This is a genomic window from Balneolales bacterium ANBcel1 (assembly GCA_029688905.1).
Classification (GTDB): Bacteria; Bacteroidota; Rhodothermia; order Balneolales; family Natronogracilivirgulaceae; genus SLLW01.
In genome coordinates this window covers 257236-284161 of the sequence record JARULB010000002.1, presented here as the reverse complement: position 1 = coordinate 284161, position 26926 = coordinate 257236, and the positions used below count along the sequence as shown (strand labels likewise).

Below are 26926 nucleotides of genomic sequence, written 5' to 3'. Positions count from 1 at the left end.
TGTTCGATGGCGGATCCGGGCTGCACCGGTCAGGGAATATTTCCATGTGCTCATCCGTTTATATGGCCGGAACACCGGGCTGGAAAAAGCCATGCATGACATCGACGTAAAACCGTACTTCTGATCCCCCAGGCTCATGTTATCACCCCTGATGGGCAAAAGGCCCAGGCACAAAAGATTCGAATATCAGTACCGGTACTACAAGCCCAAGCCGGGCCGTACCGACAGAATCAAATTCCGGAGGCTCACAAGAAGGGGAACAGCCGGATCGATTCTGCTCTATGCCGCGCTGCTCTTTCTGATTCTCTGGATCATCAGCTGACGAAAATACGATATCCCCAACCACACAGAAGCGAATAACTATTTTGTCACAAGCAGGCGACACCGACTCCCTGATTAAAGTATTACCACCGGAAGTATCCAACAAAATTGCGGCAGGAGAGGTAGTTCAGCGGCCGGCGTCGGTCGTTAAGGAGCTTTTGGACAACGCCATCGACTCCGGGGCCGATCAGATTGCCATTGTACTGCAAAATGCCGGAAGAACGCTTATCCAGGTCAGGGATAACGGCTGCGGCATGGCTCATGAAGACCTGCGACTCTGTTTCAAGCGACATGCCACTTCCAAGCTGATGCGGGTTGAGGACCTCATGGACATCCGGACGCTGGGGTTCCGTGGTGAGGCCATGGCCTCCATCGCCTCGGTTTCCCAGGTTACAGTGGCCACTAAAAGGGTGGAAGATCCCAACGGCTTCGAATACGAAGTGCGTGGAGGAGAGGAGATTCGCCTCGATCCGGCCGCCGCTGAAGACGGAACCACCGTCACCGTGAGAAACCTGTTCTATAATGTACCGGCCCGCCGTGCCTTTTTGAAGACCGACGCCACCGAATTCCGACACATTCTGCTGGTTGTTCACCAGGCGGCCATCGCCCATCCGGAAATCATGTTTGACCTGGAAGCAGACGGAGAGATTATTTATCGCCTGCATACCCGTGACCGCGAAAGCCGCATAGCCGAACTGTTCGGAAAAGCCTATAGGGCCAGCCTGATTCCCGTGGAGGAATCCACCAGCCTGGTGCGTATCCACGGACTGATATCTGACCCGCAACTGGCAAAAAAATCGCGTGGGGAACAGTTTCTGTTTATCAACAACCGGCCATTCATGCACCGGCACCTCAACTATATCATTCAGGAGATATACAAGGACTGGATCCAGGAGAACCAGTATCCTTTTTATGCCCTGTTTTTTGAGGTCGATCCCGAGATGGTGGATGTGAATGTGCACCCCACCAAACAGGAGATCAAGTTTGAAGATGAACGGATGATCTCTACATTCACCCGTTCGGTGATTAAAAAGGCTCTGAATGATCATATGAGAGTGCCTGTCTGGAATCCTGATGAAACTCCGGTGATTTCACCCGCGGCACGGCTGGAGCAGGGCTTCCGGGAAACAGGGGGGAGCGGGCCGGAAAACAGATCCATAGACAGGGAGGACGAGGCAGGAGGCGGCACCGGTCCCGGATCCGTGTTTCGGGATTTCGGATATCGACGGAAGCCTATGCCCGGCAACGCGGCGGATGCACTCTACGGCCGGCATGGGGACCGCGAACGCACACATGATCGTCCGGAGCAAGGTATGCCGTTCCGGGGTGCCGAAAAGGGTGAGCCGCCGGATACGCAACCGGGTCATGGATTTAAAACCGGGTTCTGGCAGCTTCACAACCAGTTCATACTGTCGCAGACAAGGAACGGCATGTTCATCATGGATCAGCATGCCGCCCACAAGCGCATCGTCTACGAAAAGGTATTGAGCGAGGCGGAAAGCGGTCTGCCAAGCACACAGCAACTGCTCTTCCCCCTTACAGTGAATTTCTCGGCTTCCGATTTCAGCCTGTTGAAGGAGCTGCATCCCGTTATCACCCGCATGGGTTTCAACGTGCAGATGCTCAGCGGCAACTCGGCCATGATACTGGGCGTGCCTTCAGATATCCGGCTTGACAACGAGCAGCATGTTCTTGAGTCTGTGCTGGAACAGTACAAGCAGATGAGCGGCAACCTGTCGCTGGGAGAGAAAGAACGGGTGGCCCTGGCCCTGGCCAACAGAGCGGCTATTCCAAGAGTAAAAAGACTATCCGCTGAAGAAATGGAATCTCTAGTGGATCAATTGTTTGCGTGTGATGATCCGTTTCAGGACCCACTTGGCAGGCCCACCATTAAATCGCTTTCGATACATGAAATCAGGGCCATGTTCCGTTGATGGCGGTTTCGCTGTTTCAGCGGCTTGACTCCCTGCGAAAAATAAATCATATTAGCTGTTTAGATCACAAAATCCATTCCTTCAATTATTTCCAATTTGCTCCAGCATTATGAAATCTGCAATTATCATTGAAGATGATTTCATTATCAGATTGTTCATGGGTAAGGAGCTCCAAAAATCGGGATACGAGGTTGTCGCCAGTCTTGACAGGGGAGAGGACCTGGCAAAAAACGTCGAAAAGTATCGCCCCGATCTGATTCTTGTTGATGTGGAACTGAACGGCGATCTGGATGGCATTGATGCAGTGAGCGGCATCGACATTGAGCACAGACCGGAACTGGTTTTCGTCACGGGGAGTGCTCTTGAACATGTCCGGGAAAGGACAGAGCCGTTACGGCCGCTGGCGATCCTGAGCAAACCCTTCGATTTGAAAAAATTCAACGAGGCTGTCACCCCGGAGAGCAGATAAGGATACCAGTTCGGTTTATCTGCTTCCAAACTGTTCAGTCGATATATGCTTATAAACGGATTCGATACCGCTTTCCTGCCAACAGCTCTTCATATTCAAGCAGGAATCGTTTAATTCGTGTAGCAGGGACGATATGTGTGATGCCGTAGTCGATGCGTGATCTTTCCCTTACATAGATATCATCTCTGTAGGGATGGTGTGGAATCTGTTGCATGGCTATGTCTTCGTCAGGAACAATAAGCCACTCACTGCTCGCCGAAGCGGAACGCGCCATGCCCACCCACTCAAAGTCCGGGACATTATCCCTTATGGCTACTACGGCTCCGCCACTGAATCCCGGATTGAACAGGGCGTCAGTTATAAACGCATGGTATTCACCCCGGTTGGGGTTACTGACGACTCCGGTGGTTACCATGGGGTAACCGCGCGGGTATCCAAAGGCATAGGTAAATGCACCGGGTGTCAATTCTTGAGGCTCACCAAATGGGTACGGAAATACCGGAAATTGCGAACGCACGGATCCGTCGATAGCAACCTGATCGATACGGGCTCCGATAATGGCAAGGTCGGCGCTTTCGTCGGCTGCCAGGACCTCGAATGAGCCGAGAAACGCAGTATCGATCAGCCAGTTGACCTGTCGTTGCCTGATTGTGACACTCTCCAGAATTTCGGCATCGGCATCGGCATCGGCAAATTGATAAACCGTATCGGGTTTGGATATAACATGGTTGGCGGTGAGCAGGCCGACCCTCTGTGCAGAGCTGTATATGACAACAGCGGTGCCGGCAGAAGTTTGGTTTGAAGAATACCGGGAGTAGGATAAAACCTCCGGAGAGTCGGGATCCGTTAAACTGGCGGGAGTGAGTTGATCCGCCGGATCAAAGAGATAGGTGGTGTAGTAGGCGGTACTGGTTACCCTTTTGACCGATTGCATCATTTTCTCCAGATACGGTCCCGTGTTCCCGAATGGATAGCCGGTCAGGTACGTCTCTTCTGAAGGGGGCTGATGGAAAACGTATTCGACGGTACGGGTACAGCTGGACAGAACAAAACCGGGAACCAGCAGGAGAAGCACCTTAAGGTAGCTGCATATTCTTTTCATGACGCCGGTGCGGAGGTAAAGGGTGAGGCAACCAGCTATTGCAGGTTGCCGATAAGGCTCTCTGCCAACGATTGAAGCTCATTATTCATTGTGATACCTGCCGAGGCCATTCTGGATGAGGCATACTCCAAGGCCTCTTCGCTCTCCTCGGCCAACCGGATGCGGCTGAGGAATTGCAACGTATCCGCAGCGGCTTTTGCAGCCAGCAACTCGTCGCCGCTACCGGCAAAACCCTGTGAGGCTTCTGCCAGAGCCAGCACTCGCCAGTAGTAGTTGCGAATATCGTAGGCAATCCTGGCGGCGCGTTCAAACTGGTTCTGCCGGATATGGATATCGGTCAGGCGATAAGTATAGTAGTGCTGCCTGTTTGACATACCGGCCAGCCGAAGCGCAAGGTCGTTATAGCCGGCATCGACCGCAGCCTCAAGCAACTCGGTGAACAACCGGTCAAAGTGCTCATGCTCCATGTCAAATTGTGCCGCCATATCCAGGATGCGGTCGGGTCGGCCGAGATTCAGCCATTTATGCGCGATTCTGTGCAGGAACCGGTTCCGGTGACCGGTACTGGTGATATCGGATAATATCTCACCGGTCTGGAGGAGTGTTTCCGCCGCTTCCGGTCGCGTATTTCTCATCACATATATGTCGGTGATCCTGAGTTTCAGCTCAATTTTCTGAAGGGGAGAGGTTCCATCCTCCATAAGAGGCCGGACGATCTGCAGCAGCGAGTCGGAACGCTCATGGTCCATGAAGTCGGTGAGCAGCCAGGCGATTTCTACATAGGCGTCAAGTTTTTCCCCGGTTTGATCCGGAACCTCATCAAGAATGTTCAGGGCTTCGGTAACCTGACCGTTTCTGGCAAATTCCACCGCTATCCCTGCCAAGGCGGTTTCCCTGAAATAATCACGGTCAAAACCGGAAACGACCGCAATCGCATCCTCCATCATCCTCCGCGATGCCAGTTCAATACTTAAATCACGCAAGGCAAAATCGGCGTAGTCCTCATCCAGCCGCTTGATCTGCTCAATGACATGCCGGGCGGGCTCAAAGGCGCCGTTAGAGGCATAGGCTTCAGCCAGGCCTGTGAGTGCATCTATGTGAGCGAGGGCGTCACCTTCGGGATCTGGCAGCGGCAGATCGGCCAAATCCAGCGCCGCTTCCTCCAGGCCATGTCCGAAGAGCTCCCGGACCAGATCGGCTCGAAGTCCCGCCGAGCGGGTCGGGCCTGCAAACTCCACGAGTCGCAACAGGGGATCATTACCGGAATATTGTCCCTGCGCTACATAGCCGCTGCCGATGATCGCTTCAAGGGCATCGAAAAGAAGTTGCCTGTTCTGGATGCGATCTGCCAGTTCCAGCGCTTCCGGCCACTCACCGAAACGCGCATACGCAACAGACAATTTGTTATAAATGGGGTCGGAGACTTCGGTGCTCCAGTGCCTGTGAGCGATTTGGGCGGCTTGCTCCAGTGCTTCGGCCGGACTCTCACCGTGTTCATGGTACCAGTGCCCCAATCGGATAAACCGCTCGGCGCGGGTCACCTCATCACCGATTCGGCCGATCAGATACCGGGACATCTCTGGAAAACCGGCCAACGCACCGGCACGGGCTTCAAAAACCGGGACCTTGCGCCGCAGCTCCCCAATCGTCATCTCACCGATGCGGGTCTGCTGCTGGGTGACATTGACCGCCACCTGGGTCTCCGGATACTCTTCGATGATCCTGTCGATATTGGCCAGCGCCTGCTGGTAGTTTTGATGGGCCTCCCGCAGACTCTCACGCTCCTGTTCGCCTGCACGCTCTACCAGCGTGAATGCTTCCACAAACAGACGATTGGCTTCACGGTCAGGATCTGCAGATCCACAATGAACCAGAAGAAGAGAAGAGAACAGCAGTAAAAGGAAAAGAGAAAGAGCGCGCATCATTAATAATTTCAAAAAGCAACGTAGTTGAAGGAAAATACAATGATTTGACTCATTTTTTGAATGTTTATTATCCAATTTTTTCTGATATCGGCTTGTGGTGTTTGTTTGTGATATGACATATATTGCACATGTTTCGTGACCTGCATACTGCTATGAAAAAATTCGTATTACACAACGAGGATCCAAAAGCCAGGGGTACACAGTATGCCATTGCGTACCGCGAGGTGTTGAATGAGGCGCAATGCGAAGCGGTTATGCACGACCGTGGGGCTGCGCTGGTTGTTGCCGGTGCCGGTACCGGAAAAACCCGGACTCTGGTCTATCGTGTGGCCCGTCTGGTGGAAGATGGTACACCGCCCGAATCTATTCTGCTGCTTACTTTTACACGGCGTGCCGCGCGCGAAATGCTCGAAAGGGCATCAGGGCTTCTCGATGAGCGCTGTTCCAGGGTGAAAGGAGGGACGTTCCATTTTTACTGTAATCAACTGCTTCACCGCTATGCGGAACGCATCGGGTATCCCGCAAATTTCACGCTTCTGGATCAGGCCGATGCCATGGACGCCATCCATCACATCCGGGCGGCATTCGTGCGTACTTCCGGGGTCAGGCGTTTTCCCGGCAAAAAGGCCATCCAGGCGATGATATCCACCGCTATCAACAAGAAACAGACGTTGCATGATGTTCTTTCCGATGAATATCCGCAGTTTCTGGAGCATCATGACCTCCTGGATGAGATATCAGGCCGCTACAAACGGTTCAAGGAAGAGAACGGCGTGATGGACTTTGATGACCTTCTGGTGTTGACCCGGCGTCTGCTGCTCCAGGAAGAGGATGTCAGGAACCAGGTGGCGGCCGGTAACCGGCATGTCATGGTGGATGAGTATCAGGATACCAACGCGCTGCAGGCGGAACTGGTACGGCTGTTCGGGTCATACCACCACAACATAATGGCTGTCGGTGACGACGCCCAGAGCATTTACGCATTTCGCGGGGCCGACCACAAGAATATTCTGTCCTTTCCGTCGGAGCACACCAACTGCAGAATCATCAAGCTGGAGGAGAACTACCGGTCGGTAAAGCCCATTCTGGATCTATCCAACGCATTGCTGGACAAGACAAAAGAGAAGTACAGCAAGAATCTTTATACCGACAGGACGGACGGGGATCTGCCCGGACTGGTACGGGCTCCCAACGAGCGTGATCAGTCACGGTTTGTGGCCCAGATGCTGCTGCGGCTGCGCGAACAGGAGGTGCCGCTTAATGAAATTGCCGTGCTGTTCCGAAACGGTCGCGACTCCTATGACCTTGAGTGGGAGCTCAATAAAAACAATATCCCGTTCCGCAAGTTCGGCGGACAGAAATTTGCCGAGGCGGCACATATCCGGGATGTGCTGGGGCACCTGCGGGTCATCGTTAATCCAGGCGATCAGATTGCATGGAGCCGGATATTGACCCTGCTGGAGGGCATCGGACCCAAAACCGCCGATGAGTTGATTTTGTGGCTGCAAATGAACAAGAACCGGGAGCTGCATGAAACGGAGATCGTCAGCAAGGGCTACAGGGAGCAGCTTGAGCGATTGAGCGGTGTGCTCGCTGCAATCCGTTCCATGGAAAGCACACCTTCAAAAGCGGTGGAAGCGGTCGTCGAGTACTACATGCCCATCTGCAAAAAGAAATTCGACGACTACCCCAAACGGCAAAAAGATTTGGAGGCGTTTGGCAACCTGTGCAGCAACTTCCGCTCTTTCAGGCAACTGCTGCAGGAACTGACCCTCGATCCGATCGAAGCAACGGCCGTGGACACCGAAAGAAAAAGCCGGGACGAACTCCCGCTTACATTGAGTACCATTCATTCAGCCAAAGGGCTTGAATGGGATACCGTATTTATCATCCAATGCCTGGACGGCATTATCCCGTCCGGCTACTCCGTTGAAAACGTGTCGGCCCTGGATGAAGAGCTCCGGCTGCTCTATGTAGCCTGCACCCGTGCCAGGGAACGGCTGTTTGTGACCTACCCGGTCACACAAAACGGCACTTACGGAGATTTCTTTTCCAATCCGTCACGCTTTCTCTCCAATGTGCCCGAAAACGTTCTCGAACCGTGGTATCTGGAGGAGGCTCCGCCCCAAAAGCAACTGTCGGATGCGACACAGAGCGGGTCCGGGGAGGTGTGACGGAGTCCTTCTCCTGCCACTTGAATACTCTATCCTTTGCCTTTCAGAATCGAGTACTGGCGGTACATGTCTTTGGCCAGCCAGACTAAAGCATAGGGAGGGAACAGGATGAAACCTGCAGTAATTAGCAGCTTCTTCCTGTCGGAATAGGGGTATTCGTGAATGCCGGAGATGGCGGCGATCCAGAAGATGAGCAAGGCGAAGGCAAGCAGGGCCACCAGGATGGAACCTACGGTACCGAACGTATCGTGAATAACCTGTAGCATGTCGGTTTTTTTCCGGGGTAAGGTTGCGTATCTTCTCAAATTACAAAAAAAACACCTGAAATATACGGTTAATCGTTTTTAGAGCCAGAGATATGCTTCCAGCAGTTGCAATTGTAGGCCGGCCGAACGTCGGAAAATCCACCCTGTTTAACAGGTTGCTTGGCGAGCGGCAAGCCATTGTTGATGATGTGTCCGGTGTCACGAGAGACAGGCACTACGGAGAGTCCTATTGGAACGGGCGAGATTTTACAGTGATCGACACCGGAGGCTATTTGCCGGACAAGGGGAATGTCATCGTCACAGGAATTCGCAACCAGGTGGAAATTGCCATCCGTGAAGCGGATGTGATCGTTTTCGTTGTGGATGTTCAAATCGGCCTTACCGGCGATGATGAGGTGGTCGCCAATATCCTTCGAAAACAGGATAAACCGGTGCTGGTAGTTGCCAACAAGGCGGATAAAACCGATCAATCGTGGGGCGCTTCCGATTTCTACAAACTGGGCTTTGAGCACATTTTCCCGGTTTCGGCACTATCCGGTACCGGCACGGGGGAACTGCTCGATTATCTTGTGACCCGGCTGCCAGAGGAAACGGAGCAGGATTCCGTTGAACCCTGGCCGAAAATCGCTATTGTCGGGCGACCGAATGTCGGTAAAAGCAGCCTGATCAATGCACTTCTGAAGGATGAACGCTGCATTGTCACGGATATCGCCGGCACGACCCGCGATTCCGTCAACAGCCGGCTCGATTACCAGGACAAGACCTACACGCTTGTTGATACGGCCGGGCTCCGCAAGCGGACAAAAATCACCGACAGCATTGAGTTTTACAGCACATTGCGAACAGAGAAAAGCATTCGGGAGTGCGATGTTTCCGTAATTATGGTTGATGCGCATCAGGGATTCGAGGTGCAGGATGTCAGGCTAATGCGTATGGCCGAGAAGTTCAACAAAGGCATGGTCATCGTACTCAACAAATGGGATCTTGTCGAAAAAGAGACCAATACCGCAAAATCGTATATCGACCGGATCCACAAAAGAGTTCCAAGCCTTGACTTTGTGCCGGTGATCACCTCATCCGCCAAAACCGGACAGCGAATCCACCGGGTGCTGCAGGAGTGTGAGGAGATTATTCAGGAACGAAGCAAGAAGATCCCGACATCCCGCTTAAACCGGTTCCTGGAGGAGATCACCCGAATCCGGCCGCTGCCGTTTGTACGGGGACATCAGCTGAAAATCAAATACATGACCCAGGTCAAGCACAAGCCCCCGGTATTTGCCTTTTTTATGAATGTGCCCCGAGAGCTTCCTGCAAACTACAGACGATATATTGAGAACAGGCTCCGTGAAACGTTTGGCTTCAAGGGAGTACCCGTGACCATGGTTTTCAAGGAAAAGTAATTTCACGCTTTTTTTTGAATGAACCCGCCCATGCGTTATTTTTAGGGCACTTATTAAAAATCAGATTCTATCAAATTCTATCAAAAAAACGTTAATTTCGAACGTTTGAACAGAACAAAACGAGTTGTTACATGCCCGAAAATCTGGAAAAGCCAAGAACGAACGCGGTTCACGGTGACCCTCGCAATGAGCGCAACCTGAATTTTCTGGAGCGTATTTACCTGCCTGAAGTGTTGCGCGGATTGTGGTACACCCTGAAACAGATGTTTCAGCCGAAATTCACCATGCAGTATCCTGAGGAACGGTTTGATCCGCCTCCCATTTTTCGCGGCCGGCCGGTGCTGGTTGAAGACAACGGACAGGAGCGATGTGTTGCTTGCGGCTTGTGCGCGCGCGCATGCCCGCCGCTCGCCATAAGCATGCAGGCCTCCGAAAACAGCGATGACCCCAAGGAGCGGTACCCCGACTTTTTTGAGATTAACATGCTGCGTTGCATCTATTGCGGTTACTGCGAAGAGGTGTGCCCGGAAGAGGCGATCGTCATGAGCAAGGACTACGACCTGGTATTCGCCAATAGGGAAGAGGCGGTTTACGACAAGTCCAAGCTGCTGGTGGCCAAGGAAGAGCTTCAGGAAAGACTCGATTTTTTGAGAGAATACAAAAACCGCCAATTCGGACAGTTCTGGAATTTTCAGGAGGAAAACAACATTCACTCGGTTCGTAACCGCGACAAGCGCTGGGAAACCAGCCTGTCTCTGGTTGAAATGATTGAGCAGCAGAGGAAAGAGGGGAAACAACCTCAACTCGACCGGGAATAAGGCTCATTTATGAAACCATCCGCTGACCGTGAGATCATTCTGTCGGACCTCGCCTATCTCATCGATGAGCTGGAAGCACTGAAAAGCGTTATCGATGCCATCCCGTATCGCGACAGGCCCATGGAACAGGAATCGGTGCTGGATATCGTTTCGCATATTGATTCCGTTCAATCAGTGTTTTTGGAAAAGATTGTGCGAAAATGTGTTATTGATGATGATGGAGCGAGTCCGATTGCAGTGGAAGTGAATTTGGGGATAGTGCTGCAGCCCGAGACCAATCCAGCCGGAAAAACGGACCGCCATGCCGACCCCGCTGCAAATGCCGAACCGGACGAGACCCTGTTTGACCTCATCATTGCAAATAGAAAGGAATTGCTGGTATTGCTGGAAACACATCAAAAGCGGACCGGCAACAGGAAGATTGTCGCAAGGGATAGGGAATGGTTGTTCTATGATATTCTACAGGAGTTGGTTACCTTGGATCGAGACCAGCTCAGAAAAGTTGCCGAAAGAGTCCAGGCTATTGATACTGACCGGTCGATAAAACCCGAATCCCATTAAGATACACGCAATGACTGGTTTTTCCGGTTTAATCCTGTTTATTACCTCTTTTTACGCTACCATTCAGTTTTTCAAGTTCTTTTCGGAGAGCCGCAGGATTTTTCATTGCTGCCTGGCAATCAGTTGCATTTTTGTTGGCATAATCTCCATATCAGGCTTTCTGGAAGAGTTTTTCCCCATTTTGGATGCAAGCTTTATTGATGACTGGTCAACGGTATTCGCCGTCTCTTTTCTGCTTTCTGCAGCAGCCGCACTTGTAAGAGATTTCAAGCCGGTAATGACACGTTTTCCAAGATCATTTACACTGCTTCCGCTGCTGCTGATCCTTTTTTATCCACTGGTGGTGGAGATGCCGGTTCTTAAAAACTGGATCATATCCCTGTATCAGGCAGGTGCTTTAATCATCGGCCTGCTGATTTACAGTTACAGAACTTCCGTGAACGCCGTGTTTGCTTACATGCTGGTAGGATTGCTATTCTTTTTGATAACCTATGTGCTGTTTCATCTACCAGACCGGTTTTTTGTCCTTCCGGAATATGGATGGGCGCTGTTTACAGCAACAGGAATTCTGGTCATTACCGTTGGTTATCAGCAGGTCTATCAACCGGAAGAAGAGAGCAGATCAAAAGAGCAGCGTAAAGACATTTGGTTTGAGTGATTAAGGCCGCTACTGTGAGGCGACTTTTTATCTATCCAACTGTCAGCTGACTGGTTTTGATGAAGCAGCAAAATTATTTCAGGCTGATAGCAGAAAAGGGAAGGGACATTAAAGTCGGCCATAATAACAGAATACACTCGGACCTTAGTGAAACCATAAGACGAGTTTACATAATATTAATTATGCGACAACTGTTATTCTGCGATTTCCAATTCGTACTTCAGGATGCGTATGGAGTGATTCAGCGCTCTGCGTTCCTCTTCATCAAAACGCTCATGATCCTCCTGCTGCTCAAGCTCTGGAATATACTCCACGGCTGACATATCGGCCAGTGCCTGGTAAGCAAGCATCCGATAGCTTCTATAGGGATCCCTAATCCGCTCGGCAAACAGTCGGCGTACCCGATCTTCATACATCGGTGAGATATTCGGTATGTTTTCCGCCAAATGATGCAGTGCACGGTACGTGTATGTCCTGTCACCGGGTTCCGCACCAAGCCGCAGTAAATAAGAAACTGCCGAAGTGTCTTCCGCCATTATCAATACTTCTGTGACCGCCTCCTTAATAACATCCTGATAGGAATCCACCACGGAATACGGGCCAACCAAATCAACGGCATTTTCCGGAAATAGCTCACCTGTGATCCTAATAGCACTTGCAGCAACAAAGTAGCTTGTGTCACTTCGCATTTTATTCAGATGGGTTTCTGTAAAACCACGGTTGTCGGCAATATTCATATTCAATGCGGAAAGCAGAAACAGCGCCTCCTGCCTGACTCTGTAGTCCGGCTCATTTTCAAAAATCGTCCCCGCTACAATTTTTCTAACCTCCTCATCAGGAAGTGCAACACCCTGGGCCTTCCAGTCGGCAAGCATTTGCATCGCCTGGAGCCGGGTGCCCCAAAAACTATCTGAGATAGCCATTTCAGTAATCCTGGCGATGAGTTCATCGGAGCTGCCGGCGGATGGATCTATCAGAGAGATGGCCTCAGACCGAACCAGAAGGTGTTCGCTGTTCAGTCTGTACAGAAGGGTTTCATCATCGATGCTCAAGATGTATTCGGCAAGCTGTACTCTGTTGGGGTCAAAAACGATATCCCGGATGTGCTTGTCGGTCACAATGGTGAACTCCGCCGATTCTTTGTCGATGGTGAATCTTCTTCTTGAGGTGCTGCCATCCCGAAATTCGATCAGCACTTCAGGATGGAGCTGGTACACCGGTTGCCGCTCCATGTCATGTACCTGATGCACAGTCAGCTCCGCGCTCTGTCCTGCAGTCGAGATATGGACGTCAAGGGTTGGGTGCCCGGGTTCCAGAAACCATTGCTGAAAGAACCATGACAGATCTTCTCCGGAAACCTCTTCAAACACTTCCTGCAGATCAAAAACATCGACCGAATCAAATGCAAATCGATCAATCCAAAGCCGGGTTCCATCCTGCCAGGTACTGTCACCAAGATAATTGTGAAGCATCCGCAGAATCTGTCCTGCTTTCTGGTAGGTATGCCGGTCGTACATATCCTCCGGTTCAAGGTATTGATCAAAAATGACAGGCCTCCGATAGCGTGTTGCTTCATCAAAATAGAGAACTCTGTTCTGCTGATTTTTCCACAAGTAAGCATCGACACCATCGGTATGCAACCGGTATAAAGCTTCAATATAGTTTGCAAAACCTTCGTTCAGAGGAAGATTGGCCCAGTCCCTGGCTGTAACAAGGTTTCCGAACCACTGGTGAATCACCTCATGCATGATCAGATCCTGATTGCACAAGTCCATGGCAGCCCTACGGTCGAACTGCACGGCATCATACAATAGTGTGGCGGTCGTATTCTCCATACCTCTGGCAATAAAGTCATGTACCGGGGCCTGCGCATAAATCGGGTCCCATGGGTAGGTCCTGCCGGTTTTTGCCTCGGAGAACCGAACCATGTCCACCGTATTTCTGTAGATCTTGCCTACGGTTTCTGCATATTGCGGTTCATAATAATAGCGATACAGAATACCGTCCCGTATCTCTTCCACAATTTCGTACTCACCCACCGCAAGAGCGAAAAGGTACGGTGCATGCGGGTAATTCATGACCCAGTAATCGGTGCGCAGCGAGTCTCCCTCCTTCACGCGGCTTTCCATAAGTAAACCGTTCGACAGGGTGCTGAAATGCGGAGGGACGGCTATCCAGGTCTCCTGGGTGGTTCTTTCGGCCGGATGATCAATAGTTGGAAACCAGAAACTGTTGTCTTCCGGCTGGCCGAGCGTCCATACCTGAGTAGGCTTGACAGGATCTTCACCACGCGGATTCACAAAATAGAGGCCCCTGTTGGGCGGCGATGAAATAAACGCAACTCCAAGGGCCAGCGTATCTCCTGCTTCAAACCTGCGGTCCAGATCTATTGTGACTATGGCCGAATCCTGCCGAAAATCAAACCCTGTGCGGCTCCCGATCTCGGTAATTTCAGAAAACTCCATGGTCTTGGCATCGAGAACAAGTTCCGATTGCTCCTGCTTACTGGTGAAAAGCATTTCGGTCCGCCCAATCACCTGTTCCCGGTCGAAATCAAAACGCACCCACAGCTTTTGATGATGCAAATCCCAGGTACGCTCCCTAAGAGTCTGTGTTGGTCCCTCCGGAATGATCCACTCCTCCTGGATCGGCTCCTGGCGCTCAATCCAGGTCAGGTTCGAGCAGGAAGTTGATAATAAAACCCCCAAAATAACACATATGAGAAGGGCGTTACCTTGTTTGATGCCGATAGTTTTAGTCAGGTTATTCATTCGGTTTGATGTAGTTTGGGCCGGATTTTTTCAATCCAGAGCCATCAATTGTTCTTTGACTAATGAACAGGCTCTTCCTATTATTACGTGTTCTGATAACCATCATAAGTTGGCAAATTCCCCATTCTTTTCAAATTAATCCAGACAATGTCGACGGACCATAAAACGCTTAACAAGTTTTTTGCAGCAGCCGCTTTTCTTATTGCACTGATTCTCTATGTACTTACGCTTCCGCCGACAGCCAGCTTCTGGGATTGCAGTGAACGTATCGCCTGTGCTTTCGGGCTTCAGATCCCCCACCCTCCCGGCACCCCCTTCTATTTGTTGCTGGGTCGGTTTTTTTCCATGTTTACCGGAGCCGAATCTGCGGCCTACATGATCAACCTGATGAGTGCGCTGGCCTCATCCACCACGATCATGCTTCTTTACCTGATAATCGTGCGGTTTGTCCGTGAGTTCAAAGGGTATGATGTAGATACCTATCCGGTGATTGACCGAATCGGACTGTATGGAGGCGGCCTGATTGGGGCGCTTACATTTGCCGTTTCAGACAGTCACTGGTTTACCTCCATTGAAGCGGAGACCTATGCCCTTTCACTGACCTTTACGGCACTGGTTGTCTGGCTGGTGCTGAAATGGTCCGAGAATCATAACGCTCTTCGCAATGAGCGCTGGCTCCTGCTGATCACCTTTTTGTTCGGCCTTGCCTTCGGAGTTCACTTGCTGAGCTTGCTGGCCATCTTTTTTGTCGGGCTCATCATCTATTTCCGCAAATTTGAGTTTGAGTTCCGGACATTTTTCATAGCCTCGGCTGCTTCGATCGGCATTTTCTTTCTGATTTATCCTCTGACCATCATTCAGCTGCCCGCCCTGGCCGGATCATTTTCCAACCTAACCGGCGACATGCTGGGGCCACTCGCTTTTTTTACCCTGTTCGCCGCTTTGCTATCCTATGGTATCCACTATACCCATAAAAAGGGACACCGGACCGCCAATATATTGCTGCTGGGCTACATGCTGATTCTGGTGGGTTACTCCACCTATTCGATGATCTATATCCGGTCGCAGGTAAACCCGGGCATTGACCAGAACTCTCCGGATGAGGTAGATTCCTTTATCGCCTATCTCAAAAGAGAGCAATATGGCCAGCAGCCTCTGTTCAGGGGAGCGAGCTACAATAACGAGGTGGGTTCAATTGACCGCGAAAACCCGAAGCTGTTCCCTCGGCGATACTCGCCCGATCAGCGCCATCAGAGAAAATACAGCGAATACCGAAGCGATCTTCACTTTTTCCTCAGCTATCAGGTGGGTCACATGTATCTTCGCTATTTCGCCTGGAATTTTATCGGCCGTGACAGCGACTACCAGGATGCGCACTGGATTTCCGGATTTGGAAGCAGCGATTTCCGGGATAATCCCGCGCATAACCGGTTTTTCTACCTGCCGTTTCTGCTTGGCCTGATTGGGATGTTCTATCACTTCCGAAACGACTGGAAGAGGGCTCTGGGGGTGCTGGTGCTGTTTACAGCTACCGGCCTGGCCATTGTGGCATACCTGAACCAAACCCCGTTTCAGCCCAGGGAAAGGGATTATTCCTACACAGGGTCCTTTTTTGCTTATTCCATTTGGATCGGACTGGGGGCTACCGGCATCATTGAACTTGTCAAGCACTACCTGAAGGCGAACAAGGCAGCCGCCTACGGGTCCCTGTTTGTATTGGCGCTGGCCGTTCCCGTTCTGGTTGGCAGCCAGACGTACAGTAACAACGATCGAAGCCTTCGCTATGTGGCTCCGGACTATGCCTATAACCTCCTGAACAGTACGGCTCCATATGCCATACTGTTCACCAATGGTGACAACGATACCTTCCCCCTCTGGTATCTGCAGGAAGTAAGAGGAATTCGGACGGATGTGCGCGTGGTGAACCTTAGTTTGCTAAACACCGAGTGGTACATCAAACAGATGAAAAATCTCTGGAATTATGACTCTCCGCCGGTTCCCATCGACCTGACTGATGCCGAAGTCGATCGCCTTGGAGAAAAGTTCAACTTCCGGAGATCTTCCGATTTTCATCAACCCGGCGATATAACCATTCCGGTTGATGCTGATTTCCTGCGACGCGTATATGCGGGTGAAGAGGATTTCAGATGGGCTCCGGATGGTGATATCCCCGAAGAAATGGGGTTTGGAGTACCTCTTTCCGACCTGGATGAAGAGGTGACCTGGCACTTTGAAGGAACCTTTTTGGGACGGGACCAACGAGGCAATGATCTCTATTATACAAGGATTCAGGATGATATGGTTCTCGAAATACTGAGAACCAACCGGTGGGTCCGCCCTGTTTACTTTTCAACGACCGTTGCACGTGATGGCCAGATGAACCTGCAGAATTATTTCCGGCTGGAGGGCAAAGCGTTTAGGGTGGTGCCCTTCCGAACCGATAACGAAATTGACACCGAGATTCACGGTAAAAGGCTTAAGTCGTTCAGGCTGAGAGAAGTAAACAACGAGGCCGCCTATTTTGACGAAAATATCCGGCGCATGATGGATAACTATCGCACTATTGTTATCCGCCAGGCGGCAGCGTTCATGCGGGGCGGAGAGCCAGAGAGTGCCGCCTACTGGCTGCGCTGGGGCGAAGAAAAGGTTCCTTTCAGTACGATCATGGGGGATCCGACATCCATCCTGAACTATGCCTACCGTTATGCGCAGGTTGATGTTCTGGACCGTGCCCTGGAACTGGCCGGTATGGCACGAACCGATCTTGACCGTTCTTTCCGCAGATACATGCAAAATCTGAATCGGCTTGAAGACGAAATAGATCAGCTTGAGCGCCGAATTAGCGACCGGGGAGCCTCGATTAGCAGTCAAAGGCGCCGGACCATGCAGAACCGCCTCAACGGTCTGATGGATGACCGGCAGCAACTGATCCGCGATCTCTCCTATGATTCAAGCCGTTACATGATCATTCAAAGAATTCTCTATATGAACGATATGGATGAAGAAGCCGCTGAAGTTGCAGCTTTTATTGCCGAGGTAACCGATGACCGCCTTCCGTTCCCTGCTACCCGGTCGGAAAACCGGCAGCGTGTCAGAAGCCTTTTTGGCGATGAATAGATGTTCCATTATTCTTGAACTTGCGTTATATTTGAATTAGCTAATCATAGACGGTTCGCCAACCTCACATTTCTCATGATCCACACTTTTTCCGAGGAAAATATTGCAGCAATTGCAAAAGTGCTTGATATCAATCCCAAAATAAGCGGATCGGTTTATCGCTTCGAAATTGCAGACAGTCAAACCGGCAGAAAAATTGCATTGGAGATCCATCTTGGCTTGTCTCTTGGAAATGGTGAAAAAACCAATCTTATCTCGGCATATACACACGACTCCTTTCTCCAGCTCCACAACTGTACCGCATTTGTAGCCAGTGAACTGCTCAACCAGATTACTTTTTTTGGCAAGGACGGCGACCGGATCTCGGGCCTTATCATTGAAAAAGAAGCCGGATGCAGTCTGTATGCCAATGTGAGGGAGTCGTTGCTGAAAGGCGACTTCACCGAACTTCCTCCGGAAGTGATGATGTGCAGCGTTGCGCTTTCGCTTACAGAGACGGTCGGTTTTGAAGATTTTAGGTTTGACGACGACGAGAACTGAATCCGGGCCGATCTCACGCTAACTGTCGTTGCACATCATTTCCCAGGCGAATTGAACTCATCGGTCTCATATTGCATTTTCAACGAAAGCGGGATATCTGTACCCCTTGATGAAACATATCTGAAGCACGTCATAAAACGTATCGAAGAAAAAGAATCATGTTCGTTTTTTGAGATTGAAGTTGTATTTGTGGATGACGATACCATTCTTGAAATGAATCGAAAATATCTTGGGCATGATTATGTTACGGATATATTGACATTTCCGTACGAGGATCATTCGAAACCCCTTGAAGGGACACTATATTGCTGTGCACAGCAAATAGCGCGTCAGGCTGCCGAGCATGGCGAACCGTTCGATATCGAAGTTAAACGCGTCGTTATTCACGGGCTGCTTCACCTTGTCGGTTATGATGATGCGTCAGAGGCTGAAAAACATGATATGAGGCGGCTCGAAAATTTTTATCTTGGGTAGACACACGGAGTATTTTCCATGAGCAATAATGTGGTTGATCTGATCATCTATATGGTCAGAAGAGTTCATATCGGCATGCGGCTGAAAGATATCAGCCTGGATAGGCTGAAAGGCTACAACAAGGCCGAAATCAGCGCGGCTTATTCCTGGCTAATGCATAAATATGAAAACGGCGAGATTTCGCAGCAAAAAAGAGACCCGGGACACAAGCCTGCCCCAAGAGTACTGCATCCCAGCGAGCGAATTCAAATATCACCCGAGGCATACGGATATTTGCTGGATTTGTATTATCTGGGAATTCTGGATGCTTCAGAAATGGAGCGCCTGATCGAAATTGCGGTATTTCGTCCGGAAGGAGTCAGTGACCCGTCAGAAATTAAACAATGGGTGGCTGGCTTGCTGTTTGAAAACAAGCGTTCACCACAACATCCAACTGCCGGACTCAGGGGAAACGAAATGATAAACTGAACGCCACTGGTCTCCAGGTACTGTATAAGTGACAGTTTTAGCTTTATTTGCTGAAATTGCTTCCATTGGCAACTTTCGACGGTCCAGACGGTTTGAGGTATGCTTCCTCCGAATCCCTGAGCAGTAACCTCTCCACCTCGGCATTTTGTAACAGCATGGGTATCTCAAGAGTAGCGGTCCCATCACCATTAGTCAGTTTTCTTCTCTGGAATACTTGTCTCTTCAAAAAGTTTCTCAAATTGACAAACCCGGTATTATAGTTTCTGGAGAGAAACTTGAGCATGGCTTTTTCATCGGTTTGGCCGGCCTCCCTGGCAACTTTATAGGATGTGGCGGACCAGTCCGATTCGATCGCCTTGCAAATACTCAGCAGCTTCGCCCTTCTTAACACATATTTTGGATTTTCACCATATATCGCAGTGAATTTGCGGCAAAAATATGATCTTGAATATCCAAGCAAGCTCGCCCATTCCGAAACTTTGTTAATTTTCGTTATTTGATTTTGCAGTACCGTAATTGACATAGACAGTTCCCTGAAAGAAAGACCAACAAGGTCAAATTTGGCATTATCCATGGCTTCCTCCGGAATCAAGGGGTTGTTGGTATGATGTATATAAACAGGCAGATAGAATCCCAAGACGATTCATGTCTAATGATTACGCTTCATATTGATCCTTACATTTATTTTTCTTAATAATTTTTTAAAGCCTTTGTTTTGCATAAACTGAAAGAAAGGACACGAATTCGCTTTTACATGCAGCAATACCTCCGAGTTCTCACTGTCCGTCACAAGTAATTTCTCCGATTTGCACATTTACATTATGAGCGGTTACAAACTGTTGGATCGTTTTATTCGATTTATGGAAGTTGAGCGGAATGCCTCACAAAATACACGTCAGGCATATCAGCGCGACCTGCGACAGTTTTTAGACTTCTGTTGCGAGCAGTGGAAAACTGACCCGGAGGCCATTGACTACCGCCGAATCGACAGGCTGATAATCCGTCTTTGGCTGGGATCGCTGATGCAGGAAAAGTACGCCAAAACAACCCTGGCTCGTAAAACGGCATCGGTTCGCTCTTTCCTGAAGTATTGCTATAAAAGAGGCATGATTCATCACAATCCGGCTCAATTGCTGATGGTCCCCAAAAAAGACCGGAAGCTTCCGAAATCTATCCGGCCGGAACAAATTGAGCTCATGATGGAGCTGGTTGACACAGAAACGGCCGGTGGTAAACGGGATCTTGCGTTTCTAGAATTGCTTTACAGCTCGGGGATGCGCCTGTCCGAATTGACAACGCTCAACATGCCGGATATCGATGTAAATAATAACCGCGTCAAGGTACAGGGAAAAGGATCAAAACAACGGGTGATTCCATTTGGGAATACCGCCAGGGAGGCGCTTGTCCGCTACCTGGAGTGCCGCTCGGAGCTGATCGGAAAAAAGTCGGTAGAAGATGATCGAAACGCCCTGTTTCTCACCGATACGGGAAAAAGGATCTACCCCCGGCTTATTCAGCGAAAAGTGCGCGGCTATCTCTCAAGGGTGAGCGAAGTCACCTGCAAGAGTCCGCATGCCATTCGCCACAGTTTTGCAACGCATCTGCTGGATCGGGGAGCAGGAATACGGGTGATCAAGGAATTGCTGGGACACGCGGATTTGTCCGCTACCCAGATTTACACCGGAACCAGCATAGAGCACCTGAGAAAATCCTACCAGTCGGCTCATCCCAGAGCGGATACCCGGGATGAGAACTGAAACAGGCACCATTTTTGTTTTTTCATATATAATCGGATATTCCGGTTACCGTACAACACCATATCTCATATCAAAACCTGATTTATATGATGAATATCACATTCACTGCCCGAAAATTTGACGCGAGCCAGAACCTCCAGGACTTTGCAGCAGAAGAGGTTAATAAGTTAACAAGGTTCTATGATGGTATTCTCTCCTGCGATATTGTGCTGATACCCACCCCTGACGATGATGAACCGGCAAGGGCAGAACTGACCGTCAAGGTCAAACGCGACCTGTTAAATGCCTCCGAAACAGGTCCGGCGTATGAGCAGGCAATCCGATCGGCGGTCGACAGCCTTCGGAAGCAACTTCTCAAGTATAAAAATAAACGTTTTTCCAAAGGCTGACGCCTCCCCCACACAGGGATCGAACAACCATACAGGAATGTCACTTAAAGACCTGAAATCCATTCCCAGAAAAGAGCATATTACGGTTGCTTTTCTGGTTGAACAATTGCGGAACAAGCTCAAGCTGGATGTCACTCCGGCAGTATCGGAAGAAACCAGTCAGAGCCGTCTGATTTCCGACACCGATCTCAACCGGCCCGGACTCGCACTTGCGGGTTATGTAGAGCTGTTTTCTCATCACCGGATCCAGGTTATCGGCAACAGCGAAAGCCAGTATATCCGGTACACAGGTGAGGAGGCCAGCCTTGACGCGTTTCGGAATATTACCCGATTTTCGGTACCTGTAATTTTTCTGACCGATAACAACCGGTTGCCGGCAAAATTTCTGGAATTGGCCGAAGATGCCGGAATCCCGGTATTTCACACTTCCATGGAGACAACCAGGTTCATGTTTCTGGTAAGGGACTTTCTGGAGGATCAGTTCGCCGATCAAACCATGGTCCATGGATCCATGGTGGATGTCTATGGTGTCGGAATCATGATTACCGGGAAATCCGGAATTGGAAAAAGCGAAGTTGCGCTGGATCTGGTTGAGCGAGGCCATCGTGTGGTTTCTGATGACGTTATCATCCTCACCAAAAAGAGTAATATTCTGATCGCCTCTCCTACCGAAATCAACAAGCATTTCATGGAAATTCGAGGGCTTGGAATTGTTGATGTATTGTCCATGTTTGGGATACGGTCAATCCGATACCAGAAAAGAGTTGAAGTGATTCTCGAGTTGAGCCTGTGGGATGATTCGAGACATATCGACCGGACCGGGTTGAACCGGCAAAGCACCGAGGTGCTTGGTGTGAACATCCCGACCATTAACCTCCCCATTACTCCCGGAAAAAACATAACGGTAATCGCTGAAGTTATTGCAATGAATCACCTTCATTCCAATTATGGGTACGATGCGGCAAAAGCATTCCAGAGTAAGATTCAGAAAAAAATCTCCGAGAAATCATCGCGGAGCCCGATTATTCAGCGCGCCGTAGAGTATTTCGAAGGGGATTTGGAGTAATGGTTTTTACTGATATGAATTTGTAAATTAAAGCCGCAGGAATGATGCAAAGGAAGTATTTTGATACAAAAATTATTGGCAACACTTTTCAATTTTTCTGTATTCTAAAGTAAGGGTCTCTGCTTCCCGGGTAACATCTAACAATCAAGGTCCGTTTTGAATAACTACTTTTACTACGATAAACAGGAGTGCGAGTTTGTTCCGGTTGTATTCCGACCTTCCGAGAAAGTGATATATACTCTTGGAGTATGGATTCTTTCCGGTGTAGTGATCAGTGCACTCTCTCTTGTTGTGCTAGCCTATGCCGTCGGGACACCTGCAGAAATCGCGCTGAAAGCTGAGAACCGGGCCCTGCACAATCAGCTCGAAGAGACTCGTTCTGCCATAATGATACTGGATCAGCAGATGGCGGATATTGCCAGTACAGACAATGAATTATACCGCACAGTGCTGGGTATTGATCCTATTTCGGATGACGAGCGTCAGGCCGGAATTGGCGGAGCAGACTTGCATGCGGGTTTTGATGCCTACAGTTCGGGTGCCGCAGATATTCTTCGTTGGACCACCAGCAATCTTGAGAGTATTGAAAGGCGTCTTAATATTCAAAAACTGAGTTTTGAAGAAATCAAAACGCATTACAACGAGAATCAGGAGCTGATGCGCAATATTCCGGCGATTCGTCCGGTCAGCGGCATCCTGCTCAGCGGATTCGGAATGCGCCGCCACCCGGTGCTCGGCTACAACCGGATGCATGAAGGGGTTGATTTTCGTGCACGTACCGGCACTCCGATTTATGCAACCGGCGACGGTGTGGTGAAATCCACAAGCAGGCGCGGAACCTACGGACTGATGCTGGTCATCGATCATGGATACGGGTACGAGACCCGTTATGCTCACCTTTCTGCCGTTGCTGATGGCATCTCGCCCGGTACGGAGGTATCCCGCGGACAACTTGTTGCCAGAAGTGGAAATTCCGGTGTCACAAGCGGTCCACACCTTCACTATGAGGTTCGTAGGGACGGAAGACCGGTTGACCCCCTGAATTACATGTTTGCAGATATTACTCCGGAAGAGTATATCGAATATCAGAGAATTGCCGACAGCAGTATCTATTCCATGGATTGATTGAAACCGGGCCGGTGTCCGGTACGCCGCCCCGCCCCCTTCCTTTTTCTAATACCTGCATCCAGAACCCTCCTTCTGCCTGACTGATTTCTATTTATCAGGCAATACATCATTTTGAAGCGCTATCATTGAGCGATACCATCCCTCCTGCTGCAGAAGTTTTTCATGCCGGCCCCGTTGTACAATCTTTCCCTCCCCGAGAACCACTATGTCATCAAACTGAAACATTTCCACAAGCCGGTGAGTGACCCAGATTACCGTTTTATTTTTTATGTTCTCCTGGATTGTTTGGACCAGTGCTTTTTCCGTTATGGTGTCCAGGTTGGCCGTGGGTTCATCCAGAAGCCAGATTTCGCTCTCTTTCAGCAGAGCTCGAGCTATCGCCAGACGCTGCCTTTCGCCACCGCTCACACTTCCTCCGTGTTCGTCCAGTACGGTCGATAACCCGTGTTCAAGCTTGATGAACCATTCATGCAGGCCGGCCTGCTCCAGTGCCGCTGCCAACTGCTGGTCTGTGGCATCGTTTTGTGCCAGCAGAAGGTTGTTCCTCAGTGTATCATGGAATATATAGGTGTTTTGATCCACGACCGATAATTTTGCGCGAACGTCATCGGGTGATGTTTCAACCAGGTTTTTTCCGGACAGGTAAATTGATCCTTCGTCATGGTCATGAAACCGCAGCAGCAAATTGAAAATGGTGCTTTTTCCACCGCCGGTTGGACCCACAACGGCCATGTGATGTGTAGCCGGCAGATCAAAAGTGACATCCCGGAGAACCGGTCTGCCATCGTAGCCAAACGTGACCCCTGAAAACCGAATGTGGGCTTTGGATGCGTTCTTTGGGCTCTCGTCGCGGGCACCGCTGCCCGGCCTCGCTTCTTCCTCGCTGTCGCGAATCCGGGATTGCAGTTTCAAAAGCCGTCGCGCAGATTTTTCTGTTGATTCAAGATACTGGAAAGCCGTTCCAAGGTTTTGTGTAGCCTCAAACGAGGCCATCACTCCCAAGAGCACCAGCGCGACCATTACCCCGGATAACGCTCCTCCAACTACGAGGGGAACCGTAACCATCAGAGAAAGAAATACCGCAATGTACATCAGCCAATTGGAAAGCGTATCCTGCAAACCGGTGATAAACGCTTGCTTTGACTCTAAAAGTCGAAGCTCCTTTACAATGTGAAGCAACTTTTTTTGCTTTTCAGAGCGTAACCCGAAAAGTCGGATGTCGTCGAATCCCTGGATGTGTTCAATCCAAAGCTCGGACAGACGGCTTCTCAGACAGAGCTGTTTTTCGCCATATCCCCTGGCCAGGTATCGGGTGATTACAGGAACCGCAACTCCGTTCAAAAAAAGCAGAATCAGCATAATCCGGGCGGCAGGCGCACTAAATCCGTTTAGAAAAAGAAATGTCAACAACGATACCAGCAAGGCAACTATCGCGGGTGAAAAAACACGGACATAGTAATTTTGCAGTTCATCGATGTCGGAGGTAACCGATGACAACAGGGAACCCGAGCGGTACCCCTGCAGCACCCCTGCCGGCAATCTGGAAATATTGTGAAAGAAACGGACTCTGAACATCATGAGCAGCCGAAAGGTAATATCATGGGATATTATTCTCTCTCCATATCTCAAAGCTGCTCTGCTGATACCAAAAAAACGCACGGATACGATGATGACCATCAGATCCAGGATGGGCGGCTGCAAAGCGGCAGCCGATATAAGGTATCCGGAACTTGAAAGGAGTCCTACTCCGGCCAGTATTGTGCCCGCACCCAGCAAAACAGCGGCTGTGATCCGCCATGGGTGGAGTGTCAAAAAACCGGTAATATGGGTGATGGGACCTGTTTTCATGGTTCGCGGTAGGCTGTTACCATACTCCTGTAAAGCAGGTCTGTCTCCAGAAGTTCATCATGTTTGCCGCCTGACCGTATCCTCCCCTGATCCAGCACGAGTATGTGATCGGCTCTCCTGACCGTCGACAGGCGGTGAGCAATTATAAGCACAGTACGACCTGCCAGGAGACGCTCCAGGGCCAGGGATATTTTGTGTTCACTTTCAGGATCCAGCGCGGAAGAGGGCTCATCCAGAATCACGAAAGGTGCGTCTTTGAGAAGGGCTCTTGCTATACCGAGTCTCTGTCGCTCTCCGCCACTGAGCCTTGCGGCTCCTTCTCCAAGTCGGGTGTGATACCCGTTCGGCATTCTCTGAATAAACGAATGTGCCTCTGCTGCTGTCGCGGCTTCCACAACTTCTTCAAATGAACACCCGGGCCGGGCAATACCAAGGTTGTTCAACACGGTATCATCAAACAACCAGATCCCCTGGCGAACAAGCGCTACCTGAGAAAGCCAGGATTCTTCCTCGCAATCGGCAAGAGGAGTATTATTCACGAGTATTTCACCACTGACCGGAAGATACTGGCGGGTCAGCAGTCTGGCAATGGTGGTTTTACCGGAACCGCTCATCCCTACCAGCGCCGTCACTGTTCCAGGCTCCAGCTGAAAGGAGCATTTTTCCAGCACCAATCGATTGCTGTGGGGATAGGCAAAGGAAACGTCTTTGCATTCTATGGAAATCGGGGAGCTGATATGGGAGCCCGGCTCTGTTTCTCTGTTTTCTGGTGGCTGGGTTTCCAGGATTTCAAAAATCCTGGCGGCCGCTTCGGTGCCTTCCATGCCGGCATGATGCTGGGCTCCGAACATGCGGAACGGAAGATAGTACTCCGGTGCCAGCAACAGTATAAAAAAACCCATTTGGAAGCCGATGTGGCCTTCAACCAGCCGAACTCCGATTTCGACAGCCACCAGGGCGGTCGCAATCGAGGCAAAAAGTTCCAGAACAAACCCGGAGAGAAACGCGATTTTCAGCACCCCCATTGTCGTACTGCGGAAGCGGTCGCTGAAATCGGCTATTTCCTGCTGCTTGTCATCTGTCCGGTTAAAGATTTTCAAGGTTCTGATACCCTGAACGGCATCAAGGAAATGTGAACTCAGCACCCCAAGTGTCTTCCACTGTTTTTGGGTCTGATCCTGGGCCTTCATCCCGATGAACGACATAAAAACGGGAATAAGCGGACCCGTAACGATCAGAATGAGTCCGCTTAACCAGTCCGTTCCGAAAACATAGACGGCGATGATCGCGGGAACAACCATCATATGAATCCCTGCCGGCAGGAACCGGGCATAATAGGCGTGCAGCTTCTCCACCCCGTCGACAGCGGTTGCCGTCAGTTCACCACTACTTTCCCGGGATGTCCAGCCGGAGCCCAACCGTTGCATGTGTTCAAAGAGCCGCTCCCGAAGGTACTCTTTAATTCGTGAAGCGGAGCGTTGAGCAACAACTTCGGAGATCCAGAATAGCAGACCGCGCACGAAAATCGCGGCTGCCAGCAGATAGAGCGTATCCGCGATGGTATCGGTGGAAGCCTGCCGCATAAAAACGGCATCAACAGCCACGCTCAAGCTGTACATCAGAACGATGGTGGCTGATGCCGACAACAGGCTGAGTATTCCCAGTGCGATCCAGGCCGGTTTCTCCGTCGCAGCCAGTCGGAAGAGTTTTTTGTGATTGGCCTGGTAACGAGTCATTCCT

At 50.3% G+C, this 26926-nt stretch carries 23 protein-coding genes; 16 read left to right on the top strand and 7 right to left on the bottom strand.

Annotated elements, in window-relative coordinates; all coding sequences use genetic code 11:
- Positions 1 to 136: 136 nt before the first annotated feature.
- From QA596_03420 to QA596_03410, 3 genes are all read left to right on the top strand, one after another.
- Entirely contained in the window at positions 137 to 322 is a 186-nt protein-coding gene (locus QA596_03420) for a hypothetical protein (GenBank protein MDG5766505.1), read from the top strand.
- A 43-nt stretch (positions 323 to 365) separates the two neighbouring features.
- Complete coding sequence (mutL, locus tag QA596_03415) at positions 366 to 2255, top strand: DNA mismatch repair endonuclease MutL (GenBank protein ID MDG5766504.1); 1890 nt, start codon at positions 366 to 368, stop codon at positions 2253 to 2255.
- A 109-nt stretch (positions 2256 to 2364) separates the two neighbouring features.
- Positions 2365 to 2724 carry a response regulator gene (locus QA596_03410; protein MDG5766503.1) on the top strand — a complete coding sequence of 120 codons (360 nt, stop codon included), beginning with the start codon at positions 2365 to 2367 and terminating at the stop codon, positions 2722 to 2724.
- 49 nt (positions 2725 to 2773) lie between these two features.
- Here QA596_03410 and QA596_03405 read toward each other — a convergent pair whose 3' ends face one another.
- A complete protein-coding gene (locus QA596_03405; protein MDG5766502.1) occupies positions 2774 to 3826 on the bottom strand; it encodes a serine protease in 1053 nt (350 codons plus the stop codon).
- Between the two features lie 35 nt (positions 3827 to 3861).
- Positions 3862 to 5763, bottom strand: coding sequence for a hypothetical protein (locus QA596_03400; protein ID MDG5766501.1), 1902 nt, complete (start codon positions 5761 to 5763; stop codon positions 3862 to 3864).
- 140 nt (positions 5764 to 5903) lie between these two features.
- Between QA596_03400 and QA596_03395 the strand changes: the two genes are divergently transcribed.
- Positions 5904 to 7925, top strand: coding sequence for an ATP-dependent helicase (locus QA596_03395; GenBank protein MDG5766500.1), 2022 nt, complete (start codon positions 5904 to 5906; stop codon positions 7923 to 7925).
- 29 nt (positions 7926 to 7954) lie between these two features.
- On the opposite strand, the gene QA596_03390 is transcribed toward QA596_03395, so the two are convergent.
- Positions 7955 to 8191: a hypothetical protein gene (locus QA596_03390; GenBank protein MDG5766499.1), complete on the bottom strand. Its 237-nt coding sequence runs from the start codon at positions 8189 to 8191 to the stop codon at positions 7955 to 7957.
- Between the two features lie 92 nt (positions 8192 to 8283).
- On the opposite strand from QA596_03390, the gene der reads away from it, so the two are divergent.
- From der to QA596_03370, 4 genes are all read left to right on the top strand, one after another.
- Entirely contained in the window at positions 8284 to 9591 is a 1308-nt protein-coding gene (gene der, locus QA596_03385; protein ID MDG5766498.1) for a ribosome biogenesis GTPase Der, read from the top strand.
- 131 nt (positions 9592 to 9722) lie between these two features.
- Entirely contained in the window at positions 9723 to 10409 is a 687-nt protein-coding gene (locus QA596_03380; GenBank protein ID MDG5766497.1) for an NADH-quinone oxidoreductase subunit I, read from the top strand.
- Positions 10410 to 10418: 9 nt separating this feature from the next.
- A complete protein-coding gene (locus QA596_03375) occupies positions 10419 to 10970 on the top strand; it encodes a hypothetical protein (protein ID MDG5766496.1) in 552 nt (183 codons plus the stop codon).
- Between the two features lie 10 nt (positions 10971 to 10980).
- Positions 10981 to 11628, top strand: a complete 648-nt coding sequence (locus QA596_03370) for a hypothetical protein (GenBank protein MDG5766495.1) — start codon at positions 10981 to 10983, stop codon at positions 11626 to 11628.
- A 194-nt stretch (positions 11629 to 11822) separates the two neighbouring features.
- Here QA596_03370 and QA596_03365 read toward each other — a convergent pair whose 3' ends face one another.
- Positions 11823 to 14399, bottom strand: a complete 2577-nt coding sequence (locus QA596_03365; protein ID MDG5766494.1) for a M1 family metallopeptidase — start codon at positions 14397 to 14399, stop codon at positions 11823 to 11825.
- 147 nt (positions 14400 to 14546) lie between these two features.
- Here QA596_03365 and QA596_03360 point away from each other — a divergent pair, with 147 nt between their 5' ends.
- The 4 genes from QA596_03360 (at position 14547) to QA596_03345 (ending at position 18998) form a co-directional block, all read left to right on the top strand.
- Entirely contained in the window at positions 14547 to 17516 is a 2970-nt protein-coding gene (locus tag QA596_03360; protein ID MDG5766493.1) for a DUF2723 domain-containing protein, read from the top strand.
- Between the two features lie 75 nt (positions 17517 to 17591).
- Positions 17592 to 18056, top strand: coding sequence for a hypothetical protein (locus QA596_03355; protein ID MDG5766492.1), 465 nt, complete (start codon positions 17592 to 17594; stop codon positions 18054 to 18056).
- Positions 18057 to 18107: 51 nt separating this feature from the next.
- Complete coding sequence (gene ybeY / locus QA596_03350) at positions 18108 to 18530, top strand: rRNA maturation RNase YbeY (protein ID MDG5766491.1); 423 nt, start codon at positions 18108 to 18110, stop codon at positions 18528 to 18530.
- A 75-nt stretch (positions 18531 to 18605) separates the two neighbouring features.
- Positions 18606 to 18998, top strand: a complete 393-nt coding sequence (locus QA596_03345; GenBank protein ID MDG5766490.1) for a DUF494 family protein — start codon at positions 18606 to 18608, stop codon at positions 18996 to 18998.
- A 43-nt stretch (positions 18999 to 19041) separates the two neighbouring features.
- On the opposite strand, the gene QA596_03340 is transcribed toward QA596_03345, so the two are convergent.
- The gene (locus QA596_03340) at positions 19042 to 19572 is read right to left on the bottom strand and encodes a hypothetical protein (protein MDG5766489.1); all 531 of its coding nucleotides are present in this window, start codon (positions 19570 to 19572) and stop codon (positions 19042 to 19044) included.
- 247 nt (positions 19573 to 19819) lie between these two features.
- Between QA596_03340 and QA596_03335 the strand changes: the two genes are divergently transcribed.
- The 4 genes from QA596_03335 (at position 19820) to QA596_03320 (ending at position 23335) form a co-directional block, all read left to right on the top strand.
- Positions 19820 to 20755: a tyrosine recombinase XerC gene (locus tag QA596_03335; GenBank protein ID MDG5766488.1), complete on the top strand. Its 936-nt coding sequence runs from the start codon at positions 19820 to 19822 to the stop codon at positions 20753 to 20755.
- A gap of 86 nt (positions 20756 to 20841) precedes the next feature.
- Positions 20842 to 21144, top strand: a complete 303-nt coding sequence (gene raiA, locus QA596_03330; protein ID MDG5766487.1) for a ribosome-associated translation inhibitor RaiA — start codon at positions 20842 to 20844, stop codon at positions 21142 to 21144.
- Positions 21145 to 21181: 37 nt separating this feature from the next.
- Positions 21182 to 22210 (top strand): HPr(Ser) kinase/phosphatase, encoded by a 1029-nt coding sequence (gene hprK / locus QA596_03325; protein MDG5766486.1) that lies wholly within the window; start codon positions 21182 to 21184, stop codon positions 22208 to 22210.
- Between the two features lie 156 nt (positions 22211 to 22366).
- A complete protein-coding gene (locus tag QA596_03320; protein ID MDG5766485.1) occupies positions 22367 to 23335 on the top strand; it encodes a M23 family metallopeptidase in 969 nt (322 codons plus the stop codon).
- A gap of 90 nt (positions 23336 to 23425) precedes the next feature.
- On the opposite strand, the gene cydC is transcribed toward QA596_03320, so the two are convergent.
- Together cydC and cydD are read right to left on the bottom strand one after the other, a co-directional pair.
- Positions 23426 to 25186: a thiol reductant ABC exporter subunit CydC gene (gene cydC, locus QA596_03315; GenBank protein MDG5766484.1), complete on the bottom strand. Its 1761-nt coding sequence runs from the start codon at positions 25184 to 25186 to the stop codon at positions 23426 to 23428.
- On the bottom strand, positions 25183 to 26922 hold the full coding sequence (gene cydD / locus QA596_03310) for a thiol reductant ABC exporter subunit CydD (GenBank protein MDG5766483.1): 1740 nt from the start codon (positions 26920 to 26922) through the stop codon (positions 25183 to 25185). Before cydD ends, cydC begins: the two co-directional genes overlap by 4 nt.
- Between the last annotated feature and the right edge of the window lie 4 nt (positions 26923 to 26926).